General features: G+C 65.8%; 23 protein-coding genes and 1 pseudogene. 9 read left to right on the top strand and 15 right to left on the bottom strand.

Annotation, left to right across the window (positions count from 1 at the left end; genetic code table 11):
* Positions 1-37 precede the first annotated feature (37 nt).
* The 5 genes from msrA to AC0Z35_RS22860 all read right to left on the bottom strand — a co-directional run bounded on the left by msrA (position 38) and on the right by AC0Z35_RS22860 (position 3,200).
* Complete coding sequence (gene msrA, locus AC0Z35_RS22880) at positions 38-745, bottom strand: peptide-methionine (S)-S-oxide reductase MsrA (protein WP_314355832.1); 708 nt, start codon at positions 743-745, stop codon at positions 38-40.
* Positions 746-787: 42 nt separating this feature from the next.
* Positions 788-1,294, bottom strand: coding sequence for a peptide-methionine (R)-S-oxide reductase MsrB (gene msrB / locus AC0Z35_RS22875; RefSeq protein ID WP_485132944.1), 507 nt, complete (start codon positions 1,292-1,294; stop codon positions 788-790).
* A 76-nt stretch (positions 1,295-1,370) separates the two neighbouring features.
* Entirely contained in the window at positions 1,371-1,727 is a 357-nt protein-coding gene (locus AC0Z35_RS22870; RefSeq protein WP_485132945.1) for a pentapeptide MXKDX repeat protein, read from the bottom strand.
* A gap of 41 nt (positions 1,728-1,768) precedes the next feature.
* Entirely contained in the window at positions 1,769-2,560 is a 792-nt protein-coding gene (locus AC0Z35_RS22865) for a molybdopterin-binding protein (protein ID WP_319301650.1), read from the bottom strand.
* A 10-nt stretch (positions 2,561-2,570) separates the two neighbouring features.
* A complete protein-coding gene (locus AC0Z35_RS22860) occupies positions 2,571-3,200 on the bottom strand; it encodes a cytochrome b/b6 domain-containing protein (RefSeq protein WP_485132946.1) in 630 nt (209 codons plus the stop codon).
* A gap of 147 nt (positions 3,201-3,347) precedes the next feature.
* Here AC0Z35_RS22860 and AC0Z35_RS22855 point away from each other — a divergent pair, with 147 nt between their 5' ends.
* Both AC0Z35_RS22855 and AC0Z35_RS22850 read left to right on the top strand, forming a co-directional pair.
* Entirely contained in the window at positions 3,348-4,076 is a 729-nt protein-coding gene (locus tag AC0Z35_RS22855) for a response regulator transcription factor (RefSeq protein ID WP_046807345.1), read from the top strand.
* Entirely contained in the window at positions 4,073-5,545 is a 1,473-nt protein-coding gene (locus tag AC0Z35_RS22850) for a sensor histidine kinase (RefSeq protein ID WP_104145234.1), read from the top strand. The genes AC0Z35_RS22855 and AC0Z35_RS22850 overlap by 4 nt, the downstream gene beginning before the upstream one ends.
* A 45-nt stretch (positions 5,546-5,590) precedes the next feature.
* On the opposite strand, the gene AC0Z35_RS22845 is transcribed toward AC0Z35_RS22850, so the two are convergent.
* Positions 5,591-6,748, bottom strand: coding sequence for an NAD(P)H-dependent flavin oxidoreductase (locus tag AC0Z35_RS22845; protein ID WP_219990289.1), 1,158 nt, complete (start codon positions 6,746-6,748; stop codon positions 5,591-5,593).
* Positions 6,749-6,858: 110 nt separating this feature from the next.
* Positions 6,859-7,587 carry an IclR family transcriptional regulator gene (locus AC0Z35_RS22840; RefSeq protein ID WP_485132947.1) on the bottom strand — a complete coding sequence of 243 codons (729 nt, stop codon included), beginning with the start codon at positions 7,585-7,587 and terminating at the stop codon, positions 6,859-6,861.
* Between the two features lie 252 nt (positions 7,588-7,839).
* Between AC0Z35_RS22840 and AC0Z35_RS22835 the strand changes: the two genes are divergently transcribed.
* The 5 genes from AC0Z35_RS22835 to AC0Z35_RS22815 are packed head-to-tail and all read left to right on the top strand — an operon-like array spanning position 7,840 to position 12,970.
* A complete protein-coding gene (locus AC0Z35_RS22835; protein ID WP_485132948.1) occupies positions 7,840-8,778 on the top strand; it encodes a hydroxymethylglutaryl-CoA lyase in 939 nt (312 codons plus the stop codon).
* Between the two features lie 42 nt (positions 8,779-8,820).
* Complete coding sequence (locus AC0Z35_RS22830; protein WP_485132949.1) at positions 8,821-10,026, top strand: CaiB/BaiF CoA transferase family protein; 1,206 nt, start codon at positions 8,821-8,823, stop codon at positions 10,024-10,026.
* Positions 10,023-11,009: a Bug family tripartite tricarboxylate transporter substrate binding protein gene (locus tag AC0Z35_RS22825; RefSeq protein ID WP_485132950.1), complete on the top strand. Its 987-nt coding sequence runs from the start codon at positions 10,023-10,025 to the stop codon at positions 11,007-11,009. The genes AC0Z35_RS22830 and AC0Z35_RS22825 overlap by 4 nt, the downstream gene beginning before the upstream one ends.
* Before the next feature lie 40 nt (positions 11,010-11,049).
* Positions 11,050-12,048: a Bug family tripartite tricarboxylate transporter substrate binding protein gene (locus AC0Z35_RS22820; RefSeq protein ID WP_219990288.1), complete on the top strand. Its 999-nt coding sequence runs from the start codon at positions 11,050-11,052 to the stop codon at positions 12,046-12,048.
* A 22-nt stretch (positions 12,049-12,070) separates the two neighbouring features.
* Positions 12,071-12,970 carry an SMP-30/gluconolactonase/LRE family protein gene (locus AC0Z35_RS22815; RefSeq protein ID WP_485132951.1) on the top strand — a complete coding sequence of 300 codons (900 nt, stop codon included), beginning with the start codon at positions 12,071-12,073 and terminating at the stop codon, positions 12,968-12,970.
* A 120-nt stretch (positions 12,971-13,090) separates the two neighbouring features.
* On the opposite strand, the gene AC0Z35_RS22810 is transcribed toward AC0Z35_RS22815, so the two are convergent.
* From AC0Z35_RS22810 to AC0Z35_RS22800, 3 genes are all read right to left on the bottom strand, one after another.
* Positions 13,091-14,479, bottom strand: coding sequence for a tripartite tricarboxylate transporter permease (locus AC0Z35_RS22810; protein WP_046807353.1), 1,389 nt, complete (start codon positions 14,477-14,479; stop codon positions 13,091-13,093).
* Positions 14,476-14,979, bottom strand: a complete 504-nt coding sequence (locus AC0Z35_RS22805; protein WP_485132952.1) for a hypothetical protein — start codon at positions 14,977-14,979, stop codon at positions 14,476-14,478. Before AC0Z35_RS22805 ends, AC0Z35_RS22810 begins: the two co-directional genes overlap by 4 nt.
* Before the next feature lie 129 nt (positions 14,980-15,108).
* Positions 15,109-16,395, bottom strand: a complete 1,287-nt coding sequence (locus AC0Z35_RS22800) for a hydroxymethylglutaryl-CoA reductase, degradative (protein ID WP_104145325.1) — start codon at positions 16,393-16,395, stop codon at positions 15,109-15,111.
* A 147-nt stretch (positions 16,396-16,542) separates the two neighbouring features.
* Here AC0Z35_RS22800 and AC0Z35_RS22795 point away from each other — a divergent pair, with 147 nt between their 5' ends.
* Positions 16,543-17,946 (top strand): aminotransferase-like domain-containing protein, encoded by a 1,404-nt coding sequence (locus tag AC0Z35_RS22795; protein WP_413815367.1) that lies wholly within the window; start codon positions 16,543-16,545, stop codon positions 17,944-17,946.
* Between the two features lie 51 nt (positions 17,947-17,997).
* On the opposite strand, the gene AC0Z35_RS22790 is transcribed toward AC0Z35_RS22795, so the two are convergent.
* From AC0Z35_RS22790 to AC0Z35_RS22770, 5 genes and pseudogenes are all read right to left on the bottom strand, one after another.
* Positions 17,998-18,792 carry an anaerobic ribonucleoside-triphosphate reductase activating protein gene (locus tag AC0Z35_RS22790; protein WP_485132953.1) on the bottom strand — a complete coding sequence of 265 codons (795 nt, stop codon included), beginning with the start codon at positions 18,790-18,792 and terminating at the stop codon, positions 17,998-18,000.
* Positions 18,758-18,967: an anaerobic ribonucleoside-triphosphate reductase gene (gene nrdD / locus AC0Z35_RS22785; RefSeq protein ID WP_104145227.1), complete on the bottom strand. Its 210-nt coding sequence runs from the start codon at positions 18,965-18,967 to the stop codon at positions 18,758-18,760. Before nrdD ends, AC0Z35_RS22790 begins: the two co-directional genes overlap by 35 nt.
* A 124-nt stretch (positions 18,968-19,091) precedes the next feature.
* Positions 19,092-20,801, bottom strand: a pseudogene (locus AC0Z35_RS22780) (ribonucleoside triphosphate reductase); the annotation flags it as partial.
* Positions 20,802-21,016: 215 nt separating this feature from the next.
* Positions 21,017-21,367, bottom strand: a complete 351-nt coding sequence (locus tag AC0Z35_RS22775; protein WP_046807357.1) for a DUF3325 domain-containing protein — start codon at positions 21,365-21,367, stop codon at positions 21,017-21,019.
* On the bottom strand, positions 21,364-22,974 hold the full coding sequence (locus AC0Z35_RS22770; protein WP_485132954.1) for a PepSY-associated TM helix domain-containing protein: 1,611 nt from the start codon (positions 22,972-22,974) through the stop codon (positions 21,364-21,366). Before AC0Z35_RS22770 ends, AC0Z35_RS22775 begins: the two co-directional genes overlap by 4 nt.
* 236 nt (positions 22,975-23,210) lie before the next feature.
* On the opposite strand from AC0Z35_RS22770, the gene AC0Z35_RS22765 reads away from it, so the two are divergent.
* The gene (locus tag AC0Z35_RS22765) at positions 23,211-23,825 is read left to right on the top strand and encodes a hypothetical protein (RefSeq protein ID WP_046807359.1); all 615 of its coding nucleotides are present in this window, start codon (positions 23,211-23,213) and stop codon (positions 23,823-23,825) included.

The raw sequence follows: 23,825 nt of genomic DNA, 5'->3' as shown, positions 1-23,825 counted from the left end.
CATGGCAGCGCGCCCGCGCTCAGATCTTCGGCCAGGCTTACTTGCCGTTCGCGCCCACCAGCACCGGCTTGTCGCGGTATTTTTCAGGGAACGTCTTCGCCAGATTTTCCACCTTGGGCACGTCGTTGATCACGATGTACATGCTGTTCGGGTTACGCACCAGGTAATCCTGGTGATAGCCCTCGGCCGGGTAGAACGCTTGCAACGGTTCCACGGTGGTGGCCAGCGGCTTGGAATACACGCCGGTCTTGTTCAGCTGCGCGATATAGGCTTCGGCCACCTTGCGCTGCCCGTCATTCGCCGGGAACACCGTGGAACGATATTGCGTGCCACGGTCGGGGCCCTGGCGGTTCAGTTGCGTGGGGTCGTGGGCGACGGAAAAGTAGATTTGCAGCAGTTGCCCGTAGCTGACCTGCTTGGGGTCATAGGTGATCTCGACGGCTTCGGCGTGGCCCGAGCGGCCGCCGCTGACGGTGTCGTAGTTGGCCGTGTCGGCCTTGCCGCCCGCGTAGCCCGAGACGGCGTTGCTGACGCCTTTGACATGCTGGAACACGGCCTGCACGCCCCAGAAGCAGCCGCCGGCGATGACGGCCTTTTCTTGCGCGGCGGCGGCCTGGGCGTCGTCGACAGACGGGGCGGGGATGATGAACGCGGTTTCAGCGGCGCGGGACGCACCCGCGCCCGCTGCCAGCAGGCCGCACGCGGCGGCAAGCGCGGCGCAGAATTTTTTGGCTTGGAAGTTCATGGTCAGAGGATTCCTGAAAGAAAGGGGTAGCGGCTTGGCGCCTCAGCCCTGTACGGCAAAGGTCATGGCGACCCCGTTCATGCAGTACCGCAGGCCGGTGGGGCGGGGGCCGTCATCAAAGACGTGGCCCAGGTGCCCGCCGCAGTTGGCGCAGTGCACGGCGGTGCGGACCATGCCGAAGCCGGTGTCGCGCGTTTCGCCCACGGCGTTGGGCAGTGGCTGCCAGAAGCTGGGCCAGCCGGTGCGGCTGTCGAATTTGGTGCTGGACGAGAACAGGTGCTGCTCGCAGCCGGCGCACGAAAACGTGCCGGTGCGGTGTTCGTCGTTCAACGGGCTGGTGTAGGGGCGTTCGGTGCCCTCGCGGCGCAACACCTGGTATTGCGCGGGCGTCAACCGGGCGCGCCATTGCTCGTCGGTCAACGCGTAGGGAAAGGAGGCAGCGGCGGTGGTGCCGGCCGAGGCGTTACGCGGGGTCAGCCAGGGGGCCAGACCCGCGGCAAGCGCGGCGGCGCCGCCCAGCGTCAGGAAGTGTCTGCGGTTCAAAGTCATGGCGTGGCTCCGTCAACAATGCGGCATGCCGGGCGCGGGCCGATCGGGCGGCCCGCGCGCGTGCGGCTTGCTGCGCTTACTTGCTCATTCCGTCCTTGGACATCGAATCCTTCTTCATGCCGTCGTGCGACATGCCATCTTTGGCCATGCCGTCTTTCGCCATCCCGCCCTTGGCCATGCCGTCCTTGGACATCCCGTCTTTCGCCATGCCGTCCTTGGCCATGCCGTCTTTCGCCATGCCATCCTTCGACATCCCGTCTTTGGCCATCCCGTCCTTGGCCATGCCATCCTTGGCCATGCCGTCCTTGGACATCGAGCTCTTGCTCATGCCGTCTTTGCTCATGCTGTCCTTGCCCATGGTGTCGGCGGCGTGCGCGGCGACGGCGCCAAATGCCAGGCACAGGGAGAAAGCGGCGGTGGTGATTTTCTTCATGATGCGTTCCTTTGATGGAGGGGGTAAGACAGGAATTTCACCTAGCTTCCGCCGAACCAGTTGTAGCCCTGGTCCTCCCAGTAACCGCCTGGGTAGGTGTTGGTGACGAAAATGGCCTGTATATGCTTGGGGTTCTTGTAGCCAAGCTTGGTAGGCATGCGCAGCTTCATGGGGAAGCCGTACTCGGGGGGCAACGTCTTGCCGTCATAGGTCAGCGCCAGGATGGTCTGCGGGTGCAGCGCCGTGGGCATGTCGATGCTGGTGTAGTAGTCGTCCGCGCATTTGAAGCCGACGTACTTGGCCGTCAGGTCCGCGCCGACACGTTTCAGAAAGGTTGAGAAGGGCACGCCGCCCCATTTGCCGATGGCGCTCCAGCCTTCCACGCAAATGTGGCGCGTTACCTGGTCCACCTGCGCCATGGCGCGCAGTTCTTCCAGGCGCCATTGGCGCTTGTCGGCCACCATGCCGGTCACTTCCAGGCGGTACGATTCTTCATCCACGTGGCGCACTTCGTCGATGCCGTAGTACGCGTTGAAGGGAAACGGCCGGGTAATCATGGATTCCGGATAGGTGGGTGCCAGCTTGTTCGGGTCGAACAGCCAGCCTTGCACGCGGTCGTTGAAGCGCGACACCGATGTCAGCGCCTTTTCCACGTTTTCGTCGTCCGACAGCGAACACCCGGACAGCATCGCCACGCCACCCAGCGTCAGGCTGTTGCGCAGGAAGGCGCGGCGCGACGGCTGCTCGACGCGCCGGGCAAGCAGGTTCCTGGCTTCTTTCAGAATGGCCGCGCCGTCCAGGCCCAGCAGCGACAAGCGTTTCTTTTGGCTCATGTCGGGCTCCTTATTTGCCGCGGATCATGGCGATCAGGCTACGGGGCACCAGCGCCACCATCACCAGATGCACCGCCACGAACGCCACCAGCAGGGCCATGGCGACAAAGTGGATGCGGCGCGCGAATTCATAGCCGCCCATCAAGTCGCGCAGCATGCTGAACTGCACGGACTTCCACAGCACCAGGCCGGACAAGACCAGCACGGCGATATCGACCAGGACGAACAGGTAGGCCAGCTTTTGCACCTGGTTGTAGTGGCGCAGGTCGCCGTGGGACAGCTTGCCGTGCAAGGCCGCGTTCAGGTCCGTGGCGACGCCGCGCGGGCTGACGGGGAAGAATTTGCGCCGCAACCGGCCGGTGGCCAGGTTCAGCGTCAGGTACAGCAGCCCGTTGAAAAACAGCAGCCACATGCCGGCAAAGTGCCATTGCAGCGCGCCGCCCAGCCAGCCGCCCAGGGTGATGTTGTTGGGAAAGGCAAAGTCAAAGAACGGGGCGGCGTTATAAATGCGCCATCCGCTCATGACCATCAACACCACCGCCAGGGCATTGAGCCAGTGCATGATGCGCAGCCAGCCGGGGTGGATGACGCCGGGAGGCCGGGCGGCGGGGGAAATGTGGGGGGCGGGGCTTGCCATCATGGCGGGTCTCCGGGGGCGGGGTGCTGTCGTTGGAGCCATTCTTGTCCCAGGCCGATATCGAAGTCCTCACGCAAACTTAAAAAAATTGTGATAACTGGCCGCCCGTGGATTGGCGACAATGGCGGTATTCCTACCCCCGAGCCGCCCATGGACACCCCCCGCCGCGTGTTGATTGTTGAAGACGACGCCCACATTGCCGAATTGCTGCGCCTGCACCTGCGCGACGAAGGCTACGAGGTGGAACACGCCGCCGACGGCAACGACGGCATGCGTCGCCTGGAAGAGGGCAACTGGGACGCGCTGGTGCTGGACCTGATGCTGCCCGGCATCGACGGTCTGGAAATCTGCAAGCGCGCGCGGGCCATGGCGCGCTACACCCCCATCATCATCACCAGCGCCCGGTCGTCCGAGGTGCATCGCATCCTGGGCCTGGAGCTGGGTGCCGACGACTATCTGGCCAAGCCGTTTTCAATGCTGGAACTGGTGGCGCGCGTGCGGGCCTTGCTGCGCCGAAGCAGCGCCATCGAACGCAATGCGCGCATCGACGCCGGCAGCCTGGCGGTGCACGGGGTGTCCATCGACCCGATTGCGCGCACGGTGGACGTGGACGACCGCCGGCTGGACCTGACGCCGCGCGAATTCGACCTGCTGCATTTCTTTGCGCGCCATCCCGACAAGGTGTTTTCCAGGATGGACCTGCTGAACCACGTGTGGGGCTATCAGCACGAAGGCTACGAACACACGGTCAACACGCATATCAACCGGCTGCGCACGAAAATCGAAGCCGACCCGTCCGACCCCCGCCGCATCCTGACGGTGTGGGGCCGGGGCTATAAATTCGCCGCCGAACCGGGCGCTGCCGGAGGCCCGACATGAAACGATTTACCTTGACCCAACGCCTGTCCGCCGTGTTCGCGATGCTGCTGCTGGCGTGCTGCGGCGCATCGGCGTGGTTGCAGATCGCCGCCAACTCCCGCTATGAACAAGAGGTGGTGCAGCGCCTGTCCAGCGGGCTGGCGCAACACATCGCGGGCACCACGGAATTGATGGATGCCAACGGCTGGAAGCCCGACGCCGTGCGTTCGCTGTTCGACATGCTGATGGCGGTGAACCCGGCCGTGGAGGTCTATCTGCTGTCCAACGACGGGCGCATCGTGGGCGATGCCGCGCCGGCCGGCCAGATCAAGCGCGCGCAGGTGGACCTGGCCCCGGTCAAGCATCTGCTGGCGGGCGGCATGCTGCCGATCGTGGGCGACGACCCGCGCAGCCAGGACGGCCAAAAGGTGTTCAGCGCTGCGCCGGTGCGCGTGGGCGGGCAGGAAAAAGGTTATGTCTACGTGGTGCTGCAAGGGCAGGCGCACGACGCGCTGGCGATGGCGGTGTCGCGTAGTTCCGTGTTGCGCACCACGTTGTGGTCGATTGCGCTGGTGGCCTTGTTGGGGCTGGTGGCGGGCTTGACGGCGTTTGCGCTGATCACCCGGCCACTGCGCGAGTTGACGCGAGCGGTACGCGCATTCGAGGGCGATGACGGCAAGGCGCTGGCCGCCCTGGGCCGCCCGGGCGATGACACCGACACCAGCCAGGACGAGATCTCGGTGTTGCGCCGCAGCTTCGTGCAGATGGGTCGACGCATTTCCGACCAATGGCGCGAACTGACGCGGCAGGACCAGCAGCGGCGCGATCTGGTGGCCAATATCTCGCATGACCTGCGCACGCCGCTGACGTCGTTGCATGGCTATCTGGAAACGCTGCGCCTGAAAGAAGACACCCTGAACCCCGGCGAGCGGCGCCGCTATCTGGACATCGCGCTGGGGCAAAGCCGCAAGGTGGGGCGTCTGGCGCAAGAGCTCTTCGAACTGGCGCGGCTGGAGTCCGGGCTGGTGCGGCTGGAGCCAGAAACGTTTTCCTTGCCGGAGCTGGTGCAGGACGTCATGCAAAAGTTCGAGCTTGCCGCCGAGGCCCGCCAGCAACAGCTAAGCACCGACATTCCGCAGGCACTGCCGCTGGTGCGGGCAGACCTGGGGCTGATCGAACGCGTGCTGACCAACCTGCTGGACAACGCCATCCGGCACAGCCCGCCGGGCAGTCGCATCGATTTGCAGCTGGGCGTGGCGCAGAACCGGGTGCAGGTGCAGGTCAGCGATACGGGCCAGGGCATACCGGAAGAACTGCGCACGGGCTTGTTTACGCGCGCCTCGGCGCTGAACCGTGGGCCGCGCGATGGCGGCGGCTTGGGGTTGGTAATCGTGCAGCGCATCCTGCAACTGCACCAAAGCGAGATCCGGCTGGTGGAACGCCCGGAGCCGGGCGCGGTGTTTCAGTTTGATCTGTCGGCGGCGCGATAGGGGCAGGCCCCGACGCCCCTAGACGCGCGCCATTCAATCAGCGGCCTACGCCGCTGCCGGCATCTGCCCGTGCAGCAGATAGTCCATCAGCTCGCGCACCGAACGCATCGCGCTGCCGAAGGGCAGCTTGGACGCACCCCTGAAGAACAACCCACGGCTGACTTCGCCGCGTAGCGCGGCGGCCAGCTTCAGGTCGATGCAGAATTGCCCAAAGCGTGACAGGCCATCGCGCAGGCCGCATTGCGTCAGGCAGTCCATGCGCTGGCTGCAACGGCGTGGATCGCAGCGCGTGCCGGCTTGCAGCGTTTTTTCTTGCCGCAGATAGCGTGTCAACCACGGCGTGGCCACGGCGCGCGCGGGCAGGCCGGCCACGCTGGTGAATTCGGCCAGCTGGGTGGGGTCGGCATCAATCAGTACGCGTTTGAAATTCTCGTGCGCATCGCCCTCGTGCGTGACGGCAAACGCGGTGCCTACCTGCACGCCGTCGGCCCCGTGCGCCAGCCAATGGCGCACCTGGTCGTGGCTGCCCACGCCACCGGCCACGATCAGCTTGGGCGCGTCTTTCCCCAGTTGCAGTTCGTCGAAAAGCGTGTGGCATTCGGCCAGCACGCGCTGGAAATCAAAGCGTTCGTCGTGGACATCGTCCAGCCGCGCCGCGCCCAGATGGCCGCCCGCGTAGCCGGGATGCTCGATCACCACGGCGTCGGCCATGCGGCCTTTCTTCATCCATTTTTTCAGCACGACGGCCACGCCACGTGACTCCGACAGAATCGGCACCAAGGCCACGTTTGGGAAGTCGGCCGTCATTTCCGGCAGGTCCATGGGCAAGCCCGCGCCCATCACGATGGCCTGCGCGCCGCTTTCGCAAGCCTGCCGCACTAGCGCCGGGTGGCCGCGCACGGCCTTCATGACGTTCACCGCCACCACGCCCCGGCCCTGGGCCGTGTCCAGCGCGGCGCGCACTTCCCGGTCCAGCGCCAGCAGGTTGACGCGGTCGATCAAGTCGCGGTCATTGCACTTGTCTGTCTGCTCAAGCAGATCGGGATGGTGGTGGCGCAAATCGATGCTGGCGATGGTGCCCACCGCATTCTGGGCGGCGACGGCTCCCGCCAGCCGATGCGCGGACACGCCGACGCCCATGCCGCCCTGCACGATGGGCAGCAGTTCGCGGCCGGCGAGTTTGAGTGATTTGAACCACGTCATGTGTAAAGCCTTTCCTCTGGTCAAGTGGACAGAGGCTAGAGCAAGGCATGACGGGTCGCCTTGCGCAGGATCAAGCGGCGGGCAATGCCGCGCGGCGGGCGCTTCGGCCTTCAGCCCACGCGGCCCGTCAGGCGGCGCGCGGCGTTCAGCACATGGCTAAGGTGATCGGGGTTGTAGCGGTGCGCCGGCGCGGTCAATGTGACGGCCGCTGCAATGCCGCCCGACAGCAGGAACACGGGCGCCGAGATGCCCGCCACTTCGTTCAGGCGGTCGCCCATTGCCGCGAAATAACCGTCCTTGCGGATGCGCGCGTACAGCGCCTGTTCGGGGCCTGGCGCGTTGCCCAGGATGTCGTCGAACGCCGTCAACACGCGCCCGCCGCTGCCCCGTTCCAGCGGCAGCAAATCGCCCGCGCGGATGTGGTCGCGCACCGGGTGAGGGGAGTCCACGCGATACAGGCACAGGCGCGCATCGCCTTGACGTACGTGATACGCCGCGCTTTCGCCGGTTGCCGCTACCAGGTCGCGCAACACCGGCACCACCACATGTTCAAGGGAAAACGACGCCGAATAGATCCCATGCAAACGCGCCACTTCGGGTCCCAGCGCATAGCGGCCATCGTCCAGGCGCTGTATCCATTGCGCGTGTTCCAGCGAGGCCAGCAGGCGCAACACCGTGCTTTTGTACAGGCGGGTGCGGTCGGCCAGCTCGCCCAAGGACAGCGTGCGATCGCTGGGCGTGAACACGGCCATCAGGCTCAGCGCGCGGTCTACCGCCGCCACGCCACCGGCAGCGGCGTCGGCATCGGCAACGGATTCGGTTGCGGCTTTACGCGGCATGGCGAACCTGCGAGGTGATGGCCGGGCTATGCGGCACGGCAGAGGGAAGGGCGATCGGCATATTCCATCCTTTAGAACGACAGGCGCCGCCATTGTAGGCACAGCGCGGTGCGGCAACGTGCCGCGTCCCCGGCCCGTCGTGATTTCTACCCGGCAACCCGCTTGACAGCGTTTTTCGCATCGTCTTTAATTCCACAGGAAAGAACGTCATTCTATAAGATAGAACATATAAAGCCACAAGGAGACATCGTCATGTCGGATTCCAGCCCCCACGACGGGCACGTGCTGATCAGCGAGGTAGGCCCGCGAGACGGCTTGCAGTCCGTGTCGACCACGATGGCGACCGAGGACAAATTCCGCTGGATCGACGCGCTGGTTGCCGCCGGCGTGCGTGAAATCGAAGTGGCTTCGTTCGTGCCCGCGCGCTTGCTGCCGCAAATGGCGGACGCCGCCGAAGTCGTGGCGTACGCCGCGCGTATCCCCGGTCTGACGGTGATGGCCCTGGTGCCTAACCTGCGCGGCGCCGAGGCCGCGTTGCGGGCCGGCGTGCACAAGCTGACCATGCCGGTATCGGCCAGCCGCGCGCATTCTCTGGCCAACGTGCGCAAGACCCCCGAAGAAATGGTCGAGCAAGTGCGCGCCATTGCCGCGCTGCGCGACGAACTTGCGCCCGCCGTCAAGCTTGAGGCCGGCATCTCCACCGCGTTCGGTTGCACCCTGCAAGGCCTGGTGCCGGAAGACGCGGTCATCCGCCTGGCCGCGATGTGCGTGGCGGCGGGCGCCGATGAATCGGGCTTGTCGGACACTGTCGGCCACGCCAACCCGGCGCAGGTGCGCCGCTTGTTCCGCCGCTTGCGCGCGGAACTTGGCGCCAAGGCCGGCGCCGCGCACCTGCACAACACGCGCGGCCTGGGCCTGGCCAATTGCCTGGCGGCGTGGGACGAAGGCGTGCGCACGTTCGACAGTTCGCTCGGTGGCTTGGGCGGCTGCCCCTACGCGCCCGGCGCGTCGGGCAATGTCGTCACGGAAGACCTCGTCTTCATGTTCGAGGCCATGGGCGTGCGCACCGGCATCGACCTGGAAAAAATCATCGCGGCGCGCCAGCCGCTGGCCGCCGGCCTGCCCGGCGAACCGCTCTACGGCATGACGCCCGACGCGGGCGTGCCCCTGGGCTTTGTTCAGGCTCGCTGAGGCCATCCGTTCATCCCTTTTCGCAATCAAGGTGCATCACCCATGACTAGCCGTGCAACGTCCCGCCTTCCGTACGAAGGCATCCGCGTCGTCGAATTCACCCACATGGTGATGGGGCCGACCTGCGGCATGCTGCTGGCGGACCTGGGCGCGGAAGTCATCAAGGTCGAACCGATAGGCGGCGACACTACGCGCCGCCTGCTGGGATCGGGCGCGGGCTTCTTTCCCATGTTCAACCGCAACAAGAAAAGCATCGCGCTGGATCTGAAACAGCCCGAAGGCGTAGAAGCCGCGTTACGCCTGATCGACACCGCCGACATCGTCAGCGAGAACTTCAAGGCGGGCGTGATGCAAAAGCTGGGCCTGGACTACGCCACGCTGAAAGCGCGCAACCCCCGGCTGATCTACGTCAGCCACAAGGGCTTTTTGCCGGGCCCTTACGACAACCGCACGGCGTTGGACGAAGTGGTGCAGATGATGGGCGGGCTGGCCTACATGACCGGCCGCGCCGGCGACCCGCTGCGCGCGGGTTCCAGCGTGAACGACATCATGGGCGGCATGTTCGGCGCAATGGGCGCCATGGCCGCGCTGGCCCAGCGCGAGCACACGGGCGTGGGCACCGAAGTGCAGGCCTCGCTGTTCGAGAACAACGTGTTCCTGGTCGGCCAGCACATGATGCAGTACGCCATGACGGGCCGCGCGCCCGCGCCGATGCCCACCCGCATTTCAGCGTGGGCGGTGTACGACGTGTTCACCGTCAAGGACGGCGAGCAGATTTTCCTGGCCGTGGTCAGCGACAAACAGTGGGACATTTTCTGCCGCGCCTTTGGCCTGGAGGAATGGTTGTCGGACCCGCGCCTGGTCAGCAATAACGACCGGGTACGCGCCCGCGAATGGCTCATGCCGCTGCTGCGTTCGCATCTGGCCGGCCATAGCGCGGCGGCGCTGGCCGCGCGCTTTGAAGCAGAAGGCTTGCCCTTTGCGCCCATTACGCGGCCCGAGCAACTGTTTGACGACCCGCACCTGAACGCCACCGGCGGGCTGGCGCCCATCACGCTGCCCGACGGGCGCGAGAGCTTCGTGCCGCTGGCCCCTTTGACGCTGGGCGGGCGGCAACCCCCCATCCGCTTGCAGCCGCCGGCTGTGGGCGAACACACCGACGCGCTGTTGCGGGCGGTGGGCTATCGCGACGACGAGATCGCGGCCTTGAAGGCAAGGCGCATAACAGAAGGAGACCAACCATCATGATCACGCTGACCCGACGCTCGTTTTTGGGCGCAACGCTTTGCGCGGCCGCGTTGCCGCTGCGGCTGCATGCCGCGTCCGCCTATCCCGACGGCCGGCCCATCCGGCTGATTGTTCCGTACACGCCGGGTGGCGGCACCGATTCCGTGGCGCGCGCCATCGCGGCCAAGATCACGGGGGCCGCCGGCTGGTCCGTGGTGGTGGAAAACCGGCCGGGCGCGGGCGGCAATATCGGCATGGACTACGTGGCCAAGACGCGCCCGGACGGCTTCATGCTGGGCCTGGGCCAAACCGCCAACCTGGCGATCAACCCGGCGCTGATGGCCAAGATGCCCTTCGATGCCGCCAAGGATTTCGCGGCGGTCGCCATGGTGGCGTCCTTGCCGGTGGTGCTGGTCGTGAAGGCCAACGCGCGCTGGAACACGCTGGCCGATCTGGTCAAGGAAGCGCGCGCGCAACCCGGCAACATCAAGCAGGCGCTGGCCGGTTCGGGCACCGTGGGCCACCTGGCGGGCGAGCTGTTGGCGTATCAGGCCAAATTCCAGGTGCTGAACGTGCCGTACCGAGGCGCGGCGCCGGCGCTGAACGACCTGCTGGGCGAGAACACCGACTACATGTTCGCCACGCCGCAAGCCGCGCAGGAAATGCTGAAAGGCAAGGTGCTGCGCCCCTTGGCGGTTACGTCGCGCGAACGCCTGTCCATCCTGCCCGACGTGCCGACCGTGGCGGAATCCGGCTTCGACGGTTTCGAGGCCGTGGACTGGAAGGCGCTGGTGGCCCCGGCCGGCACGTCGCCCGAGATCATTGCCCAGGTCAATGGCGTCGTGGAAAAGGTGCTGGCCGACCCTGCCACCATCGCCATGTTCACGGCGGAAGGCAGCAAGCCGATGGGCGGGTCACCCCAGTCCGCGCAGCAATACATTCTGGACGAACAACAGAAGTGGGCGCGCTTGATCCGCGAAGCCAACATCCAGACCGCGGCGTGATGCGGACGCGGGGCCACAGAAGCCAACAGGAGACAACATCATGACTACGCTTTTCACGCGCAGCGCCGCCGTGCGCCGCGCGCTGCTCGCCGTTGCGGCGGCGCTGGCCTGGGTGCCGGCCCACGCGGCCGACGACGCCGCCAACTGGCCCGACAAGCCCGTGCGCCTTGTCGTTCCTTATTCCCCGGGCGGCACGACGGACTACGCCGCGCGGCAGGTGGCGCAGAAGCTGTCCGAGGCCACCGGCAAGACCTTCATCGTGGACAACAAGACCGGGGCGTCGGGAACCATTGCTACGCAGGAAGTGGCGCGGTCCGCGCCCGACGGCAGCACGTTCCTGGTCACCGACACCACGTACACGATGCTGCCGCTGCTGTTTTCCAAGCTGCCTTGGGATTATCAGAACGACCTTGTCCACGTTAGTGAAATCATCGAAACGCCCTTGGTGCTGCTGGTTCCCGAGAAGTCCCCGTACAAAACGATGGACGCGTTGATCGCGCAGGCCCGCAAAGCGCCCGGCACGCTGAACTACGGGTCGGGCGGGCAGGCCAGCTCTACCCACCTGGCCGCCGAGATGTTCAAGAGCGAAGCGCAGGTGTCGCTGACCCACATTCCGTATCGCGGCGCGGGCGCGGCGTTGTCCGACCTGATGGCCGGGCAGATCGACCTGTTGATCACGGCCGCGCCCACGGCCATCCCGCCCGTGCAGGGCGGCCGGGTGCGCGCGTTGGCCGTTACGGGCGCCACGCGGCTGGCGGCGTTGCCGGACGTGCCGACCTTCGCGCAGGCGGGGCTGCCGTCGTATCAAGTGCTGAACTGGTTTGGCTTGGCCGCGCCTAAAGGCACGCCGCCGGCCATCGTCAACAAGATGAACCAGCTGGTGACTCAGGTGATGAGCGAGCCGGCCATGCAGGAAAACATGGCGCGGCAAGGCGCCCGGCATCGGTCCCTGCCCGTGGCGCAATTTGGCGCCTATGTGCAGGACCAGGTGCGCTTGTGGGCCGACGTGGGCAAACGCGTGGGCATCAAGCCCGAATAATGCGGACTAGGGGGAAGACAGCATGTGGAATCTGAACTTCGCGCCGCCGGTGGTGATCGAAGCGCGCGTTATCGCCGCCATGCCCGCCGCGTTACGGCTGCCTCGGCGCAGCGGGTGGGCCGACGCCAACAAGGCGGGGCATATTGTGGATTGCTTTCTTGAGGGGCCGGTGTTCGGCGCCGACGGCGCGTTGTACGTAACGGATATTCCACATGGCCGCATCCTGCGCGTGGATGGCGACAACGATTGGTGCGTGGTGGCCGAAACCGGCGGCTGGCCCAACGGCCTGGCGCGCCATCGCGACGGCAGCCTGTGGGTGGCCGATTACCGGCTTGGCATTTTGCGATGCGATCCGGCCACGGGTCAGGTCGACACCGTGCTGGGCGAGCGCAACAGCGAATCCTTCAAGGGCGTGAACGATCTGGTGTTTGACCGCGCCGGCCGGCTGTACTTTACCGACCAGGGGCAGACGGGGTTGCACGATCCGCATGGCCGCGTGTATCGCTATGATCCGGCCAGCGGTCGCCTGGACCTGCTGCTGGCCAATGCGCCGAGCCCGAACGGGATTGCGCTGGACGCGAATGAACAGGTGCTGTTCGTGGCCGTGACCCGTGCCAACCAGGTGTGGCGCGGCCCGTTGATGCGCGACGGCTCGTTATCGAAGATGGGGGCGTTTCGCACCTTCTTCGGCACCAGCGGGCCGGACGGGCTTGCCAGCACGCCGGCGGGTGGCTTGCTGGTGGCGCATGCCAGCCTGGGCGGCGTCTTCGTGCTGAACGCGGGGGGCGAAGTCACCCACTTCTTGAAAAGTCCGATTGCCGGCAGCACGGTGACCAATGTCGCAATACGCCCCGATGGCGGCGCCGTCGTCATGACGGAATCCGCGACCGGGGCGATTCTTGAAGCGCCGTTGCCGGCGTAAGGGTACGGGCCGCGACGCGAGACAGGCTGCGACGCGGGACGGACTGGGAAGCGATTTCGGGATTCGGGGGATCAGCCGCTTAGCCGATCCCCCGATCCCGCGATCCCCCGACCCCGCAGATCACGCCATCAACTTCACGATGGCCGGCACCGACAGCACCGCCGTGTAGTAACCCATGAACTGCACGCCGGTGTTGAAGCCGAACAGGCGCGACAGCAAGCCGCCGAACAGGCCCATCGTCAGGATCACCAGCAGGCCCAGGAACTGGCCTTCCCAGATGCTGATCACGATGATCAGGCCCACGAACGTGGCGATGATGGCTTCGTGGCTGACGCGGCGCGACACGAACAGCGCGGCGCGGCGCGCGAAGTTCATGGCAAACGGGTATGACACCACGGCCGCCAGCAGCACGGCCAGCATGCCGTAGCCCAGGAATTCCCAGTGATTCAGCAGGTTGTGCAGATTGTGCGTCTGGCCGGTGGCCGCGTCCACCGTGAAGCGGGGCGGGGCGTTGAACAGCGGCGCGGCCGGCCCAGCCGCCACGGGGCTGAGCGGCAGGCCGAAGGCGATCAGCGGAATCAGCGCTTCGGCGATGTAGGTGGCTTCGGTGACGCCATTGCGGGCTGACAGCACGGTGGTCAGCCGGTGGTACGCGTGCTTGATACGCGAGCCCACCAGCTCGCCCAGCACCACCGTCATGGCCACGGGGCTGAACACGAACGTGGCGCTGGAGATGGCGGCAGTGGCCAGCGTCCAGCGGGTCTGCGTGCGGTCCATGACCTTGAGCGGGTTGGGGAAATAGCCCGACCAGCCCTTGACGTCGGGCGCGAGCGAAAACGTGCGCACCTTCTCGCGCATCATCTTCGCGCGGCCCATCGGCGAAATCACGGTGAACAGGTCGGCAATCAGCGGGCCGATGGCGATGCCCAGGAAGTAGCTGATGCTGAGCTTGACGCCGTACTTTGCCGTCAGGCTTTGCAAGGCAATGATCACCACCACGAACGGCACCAGCAGCGCGACCGCCGCCCAGCGGCCTGCCGAGAAATACGCGATCAGCACGGCGGCGGCCAGGAAGATCCACGGCGCCGACTTGGTGATGGCCGCGCCAAACGGCGCCAGCAACACGGCGAACAACACGGCCAGCGGCACGGCCACAAAGGCGGCCACGATGGCGCCGGACACCATCTTGCGCAGCGCGATGTGCGGCACGCCCAGCTTGCGCAACATGTTCGCGTCTTGCAGCAAAGGTGTTGCCAGCGTGTCGCCGGGGATGCCCAGCAGCGCGGTGGGCACGGCATGCGTCATGTGCTTGGCCACGGCGCCGGCCAGAAAGAAGGTGAACACGCCGGCGGGCGGCACGCCCAGCAGCACCACCAGCAAGGTCAGCGGGGCAAGCGTGGTGGTTTCGTCGGTGCCGGACACCAGGCCGATGGCCGCGAACACCACTGCGCCCAAGAGGCCCATGGCGGCAGCCACCATGATTTGTTCAAGCAGGATCGGGTCGCTCATGCCAGCGCCTCCTTGGACGAGCCTTGCGGCGAGGCGGTGGGAGAAGCGGCGGTGGAGACCGTGGCGGGCGTGGTGGGCGGGGGCGGCGGTTCGGTGAACAGGTCGTACAGGCCCAGCTCTTTCAGTTCGCGCACGACGGGTTCGGGCAGGTCGGCCAGCGAGCCCAGGCCGCCCGGCTGGTCCGCCAGTTCGGCCAGCACTTCGGCGCGCCAGGCAGGGTCGTGCGTCGAGGTGTGTTCGATGACTTCACGCTTGGGCGGGAACAGGCGCGCGCAGATCACGCCCGCGATCACGCAGCCGGCCAGGCCGGCCAGCATGGCGTAGGCGTGCGCCAGTTCGGGCGACGCCACCATGCCGCGCAGCCAGCGGCTGGCGGCAAAAAATCCGGTCACGCTGATGGCGATGCCAATGCCGATGGCCCACGCCAATTGGCGCAGGTCGACGGTGTCGCTCCATACCTCTGCCAGGCGCCAGGATGGCGCGGGCGATTTTGGTTCCATGTCTCTCTCCGTTGGGGGGGCGGGCGGCGCGGTCGGGGCCGCGCACGCCTCTGTTCTTATGACTGTGTGCTGCTTATTGCTTATTGCTCATCGCTTATTGCTCAGGGCTTTGTGCTTCCTGCCTGCCGCTTACTGCTTGCGCAATTCCTCCAGCAGGGCCAGCGCGCGGTCGGTGCGCACGTCTTTCTCCGCCGCCATGCGCTTGGCCACGGTGTCGATCTCGGCGCCCACCGCGCCTGCCACCAGCGCGATGTTGCGCGCGTGCAGCGCCATGTGGCCGCGCTGAATGCCTTCGGTGGCCAAGGCCCGCAGCGCGCCCAGATTCTGCGCCAAGCCCACGGCCACCGCCACCTGGCCCAGCTCATCCGCCGAGCGCACGTCCATGATCTTCAACGCCAGGCGCGCCAGCGGATGCGTCTTGGTCGCGCCGCCCACCAGGCCCACGGGCATGGGCATTTCGATGGTGCCGACCAAGGCGCCGGACGTGTCTTTTTCCCATTGCGTCAACGACGTATAGCGGCCCGAACGCGCGGCGTAGGCATGCGCGCCGGCTTCCACCGCGCGCCAGTCGTTGCCGGTGGCGACGATGACCGGGTCGATGCCGTTCATGATTCCCTTGTTGTGCGTCGCGGCGCGGTACGGGTCCACGGCGGCGAACGTGTAGGCGTCCAGCACCCCTTCGATGATCTCGGCGCCGCTGCGTTCCTTGGTGTCCAGCACCTGGGGCGTCAGGCGCACGCGGGCGCGCGCCAGCCGCAGGTCGGCCAGGTTGGACAGGATGCGCAGTCGCACCGAACCGCCGGTGATTGCTTCCACCAGCGGGGCAACGGCTTCGGCCATGGTGTTGACGGTGTTGGCCCCCATGGCGTCGCGCACGTCCACGATCAGGTGCAGCACGATCATCGGGCCACGGGGTGTGTCGGCGAACACATGCACGTCTATGTCCTGGCAGCCGCCGCCCAGCTCGATCAGCACCTTGTCGCGGCTGTTGGCCAGCGTCAGGATGCGCTCGCGTTCGCGCAGCAGCGCCAGGCGCGCGCCGTGCGGGTCGGTCAGGCCCAGCACCTGGACCTGGGCGCGCATCAACGGGCGGGTGCTGGACGTTTCAAAGCCGCCGCACTCGCGCGCCAGCTTGGCCATGTACGACGCCGCGGCCACCACCGACGGCTCTTCAACCGCCATGGGCACCAGCACGTCGCGGCCGTTGACCTGGAAGTTGCCGGCCACACCCATCGGCAGTTCGAAGGTGCCGATGACGTTTTCGATCATGCCGTCGGCGCGGTCCAGCGCCAGCGCGCCTGGCCGGGCCAGCAGTTGCTGTTCTTCGGGCGTCAACGAAGCGGCTTTCGCAATGACGCCAAGGCGGTCGGCGGGGGTCAGTGCGCGGAAGTTGGGTAGGCGTGAATCGGCCACGATGGCAGGTCTCCGTATCGGTATTAGGTGGCCTGATTCTAGGTAAACTGTACCGCTATTGAGAGGTACAGTTTTGCCAAACAGTACCATCGCACTGCACCAATTTTGAGTAGCGCCCGGCGCAAGAATGCACCAATGGAAGACTCAGCCATGACTGGAAGACGGCCGCGCGCGGCCCCCATTGCCGAAAGTTTGGCCAAGCTGATAGGCCAGCAGATTGCCGATGGCGTGTACCGGCCTGGCGACAAGCTGCCGTCGCTGCGCGAGCTATCGCAGTTGCATCGCTACGCCAAGAACACGGTGGTGGTGGCGTTTGAAATGCTGGTGGCGCAGGGGCTGGTGGAACCGCGCCGGGGCTCCGGTTTTTTCGTGCTGGACGGCGGCTACACGCGCAAGGCGGCGGATGAAGAACCGGGCCAGTTGAGCCGTGCCATGGACATCGTCTGGCTGATGCGCGAACAGCTCAAGACGCAGCCCGATGCGGTGCAGGCGGGCGACGGCTTTCCGCCCGTGGAATGGCTGGCCGACATGCGCATGGACCGCTATCACCAGAAGGTGGTGCGCACGGGGCTGGGCGCCTTGTTCCGCTATGGCAGCCGTTTTGGCTATGCGCCCCTGCGCGAAAGCCTGGTGCGCAAGCTGGGCGACGTCGGGGTGAACGTGGCGCCGTCGCAGCTGGTGCTGACGCATGGCGCGAACGAGGCCATGGACCTGGTGATCCGCTACTTCGTGCCGCCGGGCGGTACGGTGCTGGTCGACAACCCGGGCTATTACCCCTTGTTCGGCAAGCTGAAGCTGGCGGGCGTGCGCATGTTGGGCGTGCCGCGCCTGGCGGACGGCCCCGATGTGGCCGCCCTGGAAGCCTTGTTGCAGCGCGAGAAGCCGCGCCTGTTTTTTACGCAGTCGCTGGCGCACAACCCGACCGGTTCCGATATTTCTTTGGCCAAGGCGTACAAGGTGCTGCAACTGGCCGAGCGCCACAACCTGATAATCGTCGAGAACGACGCGCTGGCGGACTTCAAGCCGACGTCGGCCGTGCGGCTGTCGGCGCTGGACCAGTTGGAACGCACGATCTACATCGGCAGCTTTTCAAAGTCGTTTTCCGCGGCGTTGCGGGTGGGCTTCATCGGCTGCAACGCGGCCTTGGCCAGCGACCTGGCCGACCTGAAGGCCTTGGTGCACGTCAGCAGTTCGGAATATTGCGAGCGCATGGTGGACGTGATGCTGCGCGACGGGCATTACGAACGCCATCTTGCGCGCTTGCGCCAGCGGCTGGAAGCGGCCACGGGCAACGCCTTGCAGGTGCTGGATTCGCTGGGCGCGCAGGTGTTCGCGCGGCCGTCGCGATCGATGTATTTGTGGGCGGCGTTTCCCGGCGTGGACGATACGCTGACGCTGGCCGCCGAGCTGATGCCCGAGAAGGTCATCATGGCGCCGGGCCGCGTGTTCAGCGTGGACCCGACGGCCGTGTCGCCCTGGTCGCGGTGCAATGTGGGCGCGATCGGATCACCGCGCTTTCACGCGACGTTGGAGGCGGCGTTGGCGCGGCGATGAGGTGGCGATGAGGTTGCGATGAGGTGGCGATGAGGTTGCGGCGAGGTGGCGTCAGCGATACGCAAAGTCCTCGAACAGCTGCCTCATGCGCGCCTGCGCCCGCGTCGTCAACGCCCGCGCCGGCGGCGTTCCCGGCGAACTGCGCGCGGCCTGCACGGCAAAGCGCCGCACGCCACGGCGGGCCAACGCATCGGCCAGCGCCAGCAGCCGCGTTTCGTCCAGCCAATCGGGATGCCAGGTGATGCGGCATTCAAAGCTTTTGCCGGCCGACAGCAACTGCGTCAGGCACGCCATCGCCGGGCGTTGCGAATCGCGCCGGCCGGTGATGTCGTCGTAGCCTTGCGCATCGGCCTTGATGTCCAGACCCACCCAATCCAGATGGCGCAACACGTCGGCCAGACGCAGTGGATATATCCCGGCCGTATGCAACCCAACGCGGTAACCCATGCGCCGCACATCGCGGATCAATGATGGCAGGCGCGGTTCCGATAGCGGTTCGCCACCCGAGAACACCACCGCATCCAACAGGCCCGCACGGCTCTCCAGGAACGACCGCGCATCGCGCCAGTCGTAGCGAGCGGTGCGGGTTTGCAGTTCGGTGTTGTGGCAGTAATGGCAGCGCCACGGGCAACCGGAAATGAACACCACCGCCGCCAGTTGCCCCGGCCAATCCACGCTGGAAAAAGGCACCAGGCCGCCGATGGCCGGCGCATGCCGGGGCAGGGCTTCGGCAACCGGTTGCGGCGGCGCGCAGTAGGCCGGCCTGACGGCCAGCCTGCGCGTGCCGGGCTGGGTGTGCTCCGCTGCGCCCTCAGGCGCGTTGCTCGACGAAGAAGCGGCGTTCATTGAATTCGCCTTGTTTGCCGGTGTTGAAGGAAGCAACGGGGCGGTGATACCCCATTACGCGGGTCCAGACTTCGCAGCGCACGCGCTGGCTGTCGTCCAGCGACAGGGCGGGGCGATCGTCGGCCTTGGCGGCGGTGACAACAGCGGCGCGGGCGGGCAGGGTCAAGGTTTGCATCGGGAAACTCCTTGCATCGGGGAAAGGTTGACAATCAAAGCTGGCGATCACGCATCACGCATCACGCATCACGCATCACGCATCACGCATCACACATCACACATCGCGCATCAGGCACCAAGCGTCAAGCCCCCGCGCAGCACGCGGCCTGTCTGGCCAGCAGTTCGGCGTCGCACTTGGGGCAAAACTCGTGGTGCCCGGCCAGATAACCGTGGTTGGGGCAGATCGAAAACGTGGGCGTGACGGTGATGTACGGCAGCCGGAAATTCGACAGCGCGCGGCGCACCAGCTGCTTGCATGCCTGCGCCGACGAGACGGCCTCGTTCATGTACAGATGCAGCACGGTGCCGCCGGTGTATTTGCCTTGCAGCGTTTCTTGCAATTGCAGCGCATGAAACGGGTCGTCGGTATGGCCCACGGGCAGCTGGCTGGAGTTGGTGTAGTACGGCTGCGCGTCGGTGCCTGCCTGCAAGATGCCGGCAAAGCGCTTGCGGTCTTCGCGCGCGAATCGGTAAGTGGTGCCTTCCGCGGGCGTGGCCTCCAGGTTGTACAGGTGCCCCGTCTGTTCCTGGAATTCGGTCATGCGGGCGCGCACGCGGTCCAGCAATCGCACGGCCAGCGCGTGGCCGGCCGGTGTGGTGACGTCGTCCGCGTCGTTCGTGAAGTTGCGGATCATCTCGTTGATGCCGTTCACGCCCAAGGTGCTGAAGTGGTTGCGCAGCGTGCCCAGGTAGCGGCGCGTATACGGATACAGGCCTTCGTCGATATAGCGTTGCACCACGGCGCGCTTGGTTTCCAGCACGTCGCGGCCCAGGTCCAGCAGGGTGTCCAGGCGCTGCATCAAGCGGGCTTCATCGCCCTGGCTGGTGTAGCCCAGCCGCGCGCAATTGACCGTCACCACGCCGACTGAACCGGTCTGCTCGGCGGACCCAAACAAGCCGTTGCCGCGCTTGAGTAATTCGCGCAGATCCAGTTGCAGGCGGCAGCACATAGACCGGACCATATGCGGTTCCAGGTCGGAGTTCAGGAAGTTCTGGAAGTAGGGCAGGCCGTAGCGCGCCGTCATCTCGAACAGGCGGTCGGTGTTGGGATGGTCCCAGTCGAAATCCGGGGTGATGTTGTAGGTGGGAATCGGGAAGGTGAACACGCGCCCCTTGGCGTCGCCGGCCATCATCACTTCGATGTAGGCGCGGTTGATCATGTCCATTTCGTGTTGCAGGTCGCCGTAGGAAAACGGCATTTCCTCGCCGCCCACATAGGGCACTTGCTGTTGCAGGTCGGCCGGGCAAGTCCAGTCGAAGGTCAAGTTGGTGAAGGGCGTTTGTGTGCCCCAGCGGCTGGGCACGTTCAGGTTGAAAATCAGTTCCTGCATGGCCTGCTTGACGTCGGCGTAGGTCATCGCGTCGCGGCGGATGAAGGGCGCCATGTAGGTGTCGAACGAACTGAACGCCTGCGCGCCCGCCCATTCGTTTTGCAGCGTGCCCAGAAAGTTGACGATCTGGCCGATGGCCGCCGACATATGCTTGGGCGGCGTGGATTCCACCTTGCCGGGTACGCCGTTGAAGCCTTCGGTCAGCAACTGGCGCAACGACCAGCCGGCGCAATAGCCGCTAAGCATGTCCAGGTCGTGGATGTGGATGTCGCCGTCGCGATGCGCCTGTCCGGCCTCGGGCGTGAAGACGTGCGACAGCCAGTAGTTGGCCGTGACCTTGCCGGCCACGTTCAAGATCAGGCCGCCCAGGCTGTATCCCTGATTGGCGTTGGCGTTGACGCGCCAGTCGCGCCGTTCCAGGTATTCCTCCATGGCGCTTTCCACGTCCACCAGCTTGGCGCGGTCGAAAGCCACGGGCGGAACGTCGCGGGGGAGAGGGGGCTGAAGAAGCATCGCTGACACCATATGTAGTAGGGTGTCAAAACTCTATCACCACATATGGTGGAGAAAGCGGTTTTTTGCGCTGCAAGGCGGCGCGATGTCAGGCGGGATTGATACGGGTCAAATGTCTAAGCGACAACGGACAAATCGCAATATCACCCGGCGGGCGCCTGGCCTTAGAAGCCGATGCCGATGCCCGCCAGGGAAATGGCCATCGCCAGCGCGGCGGTGCGGGCGGCGGGGCGGGGCGCCCAGGACAGCATGCCTACCCATAGCAACGCGCCGGCGGACAGCCAACCCAGCCACGCCACCACGCCGACCGTGTTGCCCCACAGACCCACGCAGGGCAGAAGCGCCAGCGCCAGCAACAGCGCGCCGGCGCCGCGCAGCACGCGGGTGTGGCCGGCCGAGGGGTCGCGTCCCCACACCTGGTCATAGTGGCGCGGCATGGCCAGGCTCAGGCACGCCATGCCGGAATAGGTCAACAGCAATGCCATCGCAATGCCAAATAGGTCGTTCGTGTTCATGCCGCGGCCTTGTGATTCGCGCGAGGGGTGCGCTGGGCAGGCGCGGAGTGCGGCTGCTTCCACAACCGGATCGCCGCCCACGCGGATAGTACGCCAATGGCGACGGCGGTCAGCTCGACGCCCGCGCTTTCCCAATCGCCACGGCCGATCTGCGCCACGGGGTGGTCGCCCAGCGTGGCAAGCGACACCATCGGCAGCAACAGGCACAAGGCGGACAGCAAGCCAAGCTGCGCGATCCACGCGGCGCGCGGGCGAGTCAGCCACGCGTGCGCCAACATCAACGCCCACAAGCCGAAAAAGCAGCGCAGTTCCCACAGCGCGCGGTTTTCCAGTGCAACGGGCAATAGCCGATTGGCCCAGAAGAAGCCGATGCACGCCACCGCAAGCCCGGCCAACGCGGCCACGTTCATGCCTTCAAACAACCGGTACATGCGCGCCGTGGCGGCGCCGAATTCATTGCCCGCCTTGGCGCGCCGTTTCACCATGAACAGCACGGCGCCCGTGCCCATCATTGCGGCACCGGCCAGCCCGCACACGAAGTACAGCCACTTCATGGCCCAGCCGCCGAACGGCGCCATGTGCAGGTCGTTCATCACCTGGCGCACCATGGCGGGCGCGCCGCCGTTGACGCCGCCCGCCGGGCGCATGCGCAGCACCTGCCCGGTCGCGCCCTGGAATTCAACCATGCCCGTGGTGGCGCTGATGTTGCGCTGCGCGTCGCCGGCTTCGTTCCAGCCGTACACGGCGATGCGCATCGAGGTGTCTTCAGGGTTCTGGATGACGACGGCGCGTGCGCTTTGGCCGATCATGGCCTCGACGCGCGCCACCATCGGTTCCAGCGGCGGCATGGACATGGCCTGACCCGTGCGCACCGGTTTTTCCTCGCCCTGCATTTCGGCCAGATACAGGCGCATGGCATCCATGCCGGCGCCGTAATGCGCGGCGACCGGCGCGGGCATCAGTTGCGCGCTGGATATCACGATGCCGGTGTAGGCAATCATGAATTGAAAGGGCAGCGTCAATACCGCCACCGCGTTGTGTGCGTCCAGCCACGAGCGCTGGCCCTTCTTGGCGCGGAAGGTGAAAAAGTCCTTGAAGATGCGCTTGTGCGTGACCACGCCCGACACCAGCGCCACCAGCATCGCCATCGTCGCAAAGGCCACCACCCACACGCCGAAGCGGCTTTCATGCAGCATGTAGTGGAAGTTCACGAAGTGCGTGCCGCCCAGCGTGGCGCGGCCTTCGTCGTCGTGGTGGTCGGCAAGCTCGGCGCCCGTCTCGGGGTCCAGCTCGGCCTCGGCGTACAGGCCGTTCTTGTCGAACCAGTAGACGGACAAGCTGTTGTCATGGCCCCGGTTAACGGGCCAGAACTCCCACATGCCCGCGCCCGCGTGATGCTTGGCCATGTAGTCCACCGCCAGATCCAGCCGGCGCGCGCGGTCCACCGGCGCGCTGGCTTGGGCCGCCGACGCGGCTTCGGCGGCGTGGTGCCCGGGCGTCATCCAGTGGGTGATGGGTTCGGCGAAAAGGGCTAGCGAACCGGTCAGGAACACCGTGTACAGCAGCCATGAAAACCATAGGCCGACCCAGGTGTGCAGCCAGGCCATTGACAGGCGAAAACCGGATTTCAGAGGGAGCCTCTTGTCGTTGATTGCCGCCGCGAGCCGGCCGGCAAGGATCTTGTATTGAGAATGGTTCCAATTCTAAGCGAATCGGGGACGCTGTTGTGGCGCGCTGTGGCGTCGGATGGGCACGGCGCTTGCTGAAGGCCCGTTTCATGCTGGCAGGTGCGCGCTCGCGGGCCGGGGCCGGCATGAATCCCCATGGACACAAGGAGCCCCTGATGAAACGCAAAGCGGCAAATGCCAAACAAATCAACGAATTGCTTTACCAGGCCCTGGAAACCGAGATCGGCGGCTTGACGGTGTATGAAACCGCCGTGTCCTGTGCCGTGAATGAAGACCTGAAGAAAGAGTGGAAGGAATACCTGGAAGAAACGCGGACGCACCAACGTGTGCTTTTGACCGTGTTTGAACAACTGGGACTTGACCCCGCGCAGCAGACGCCGGGCCGCGAGGTGGTGCGCCACCTGGGGGAATCGCTGGTCAAGGCCATGAAGATGGCCATCAACGCCGGTGACCCCGACGCCGCGCAGCTGGTGGCGACCGAATGCGTGGTGCTGGCCGAAACCAAGGACCATTCCAACTGGTCGCTGATCGGGCTGCTGGCCGACCAGCATTCCGGCAAGGAAGCCGCCATCTTGAAGCAGGCCTACGACGCGGTGGCGCTGGACGAAGAGCATCACCTGTATCACACGCAGGGCTGGTCGCGCGAACTGTGGGTGGAATCGTTGGGCCTGCCCGCCGTGCTGCCGCCGCCTGAAGAAGTCAAACAAGTGAAATCCGCCATTGGCGCCTCGCGCGCCGAGCAGGCTCGCGGCGAAATGCTCAAACACTAG

The sequence above is a fragment of the Achromobacter sp. 1L-A-4-B-C2 genome (genome assembly GCF_057291955.1).
Note: the sequence above shows the minus strand (reverse complement) of the source record. Positions and strands in the feature narration are given on the sequence as shown.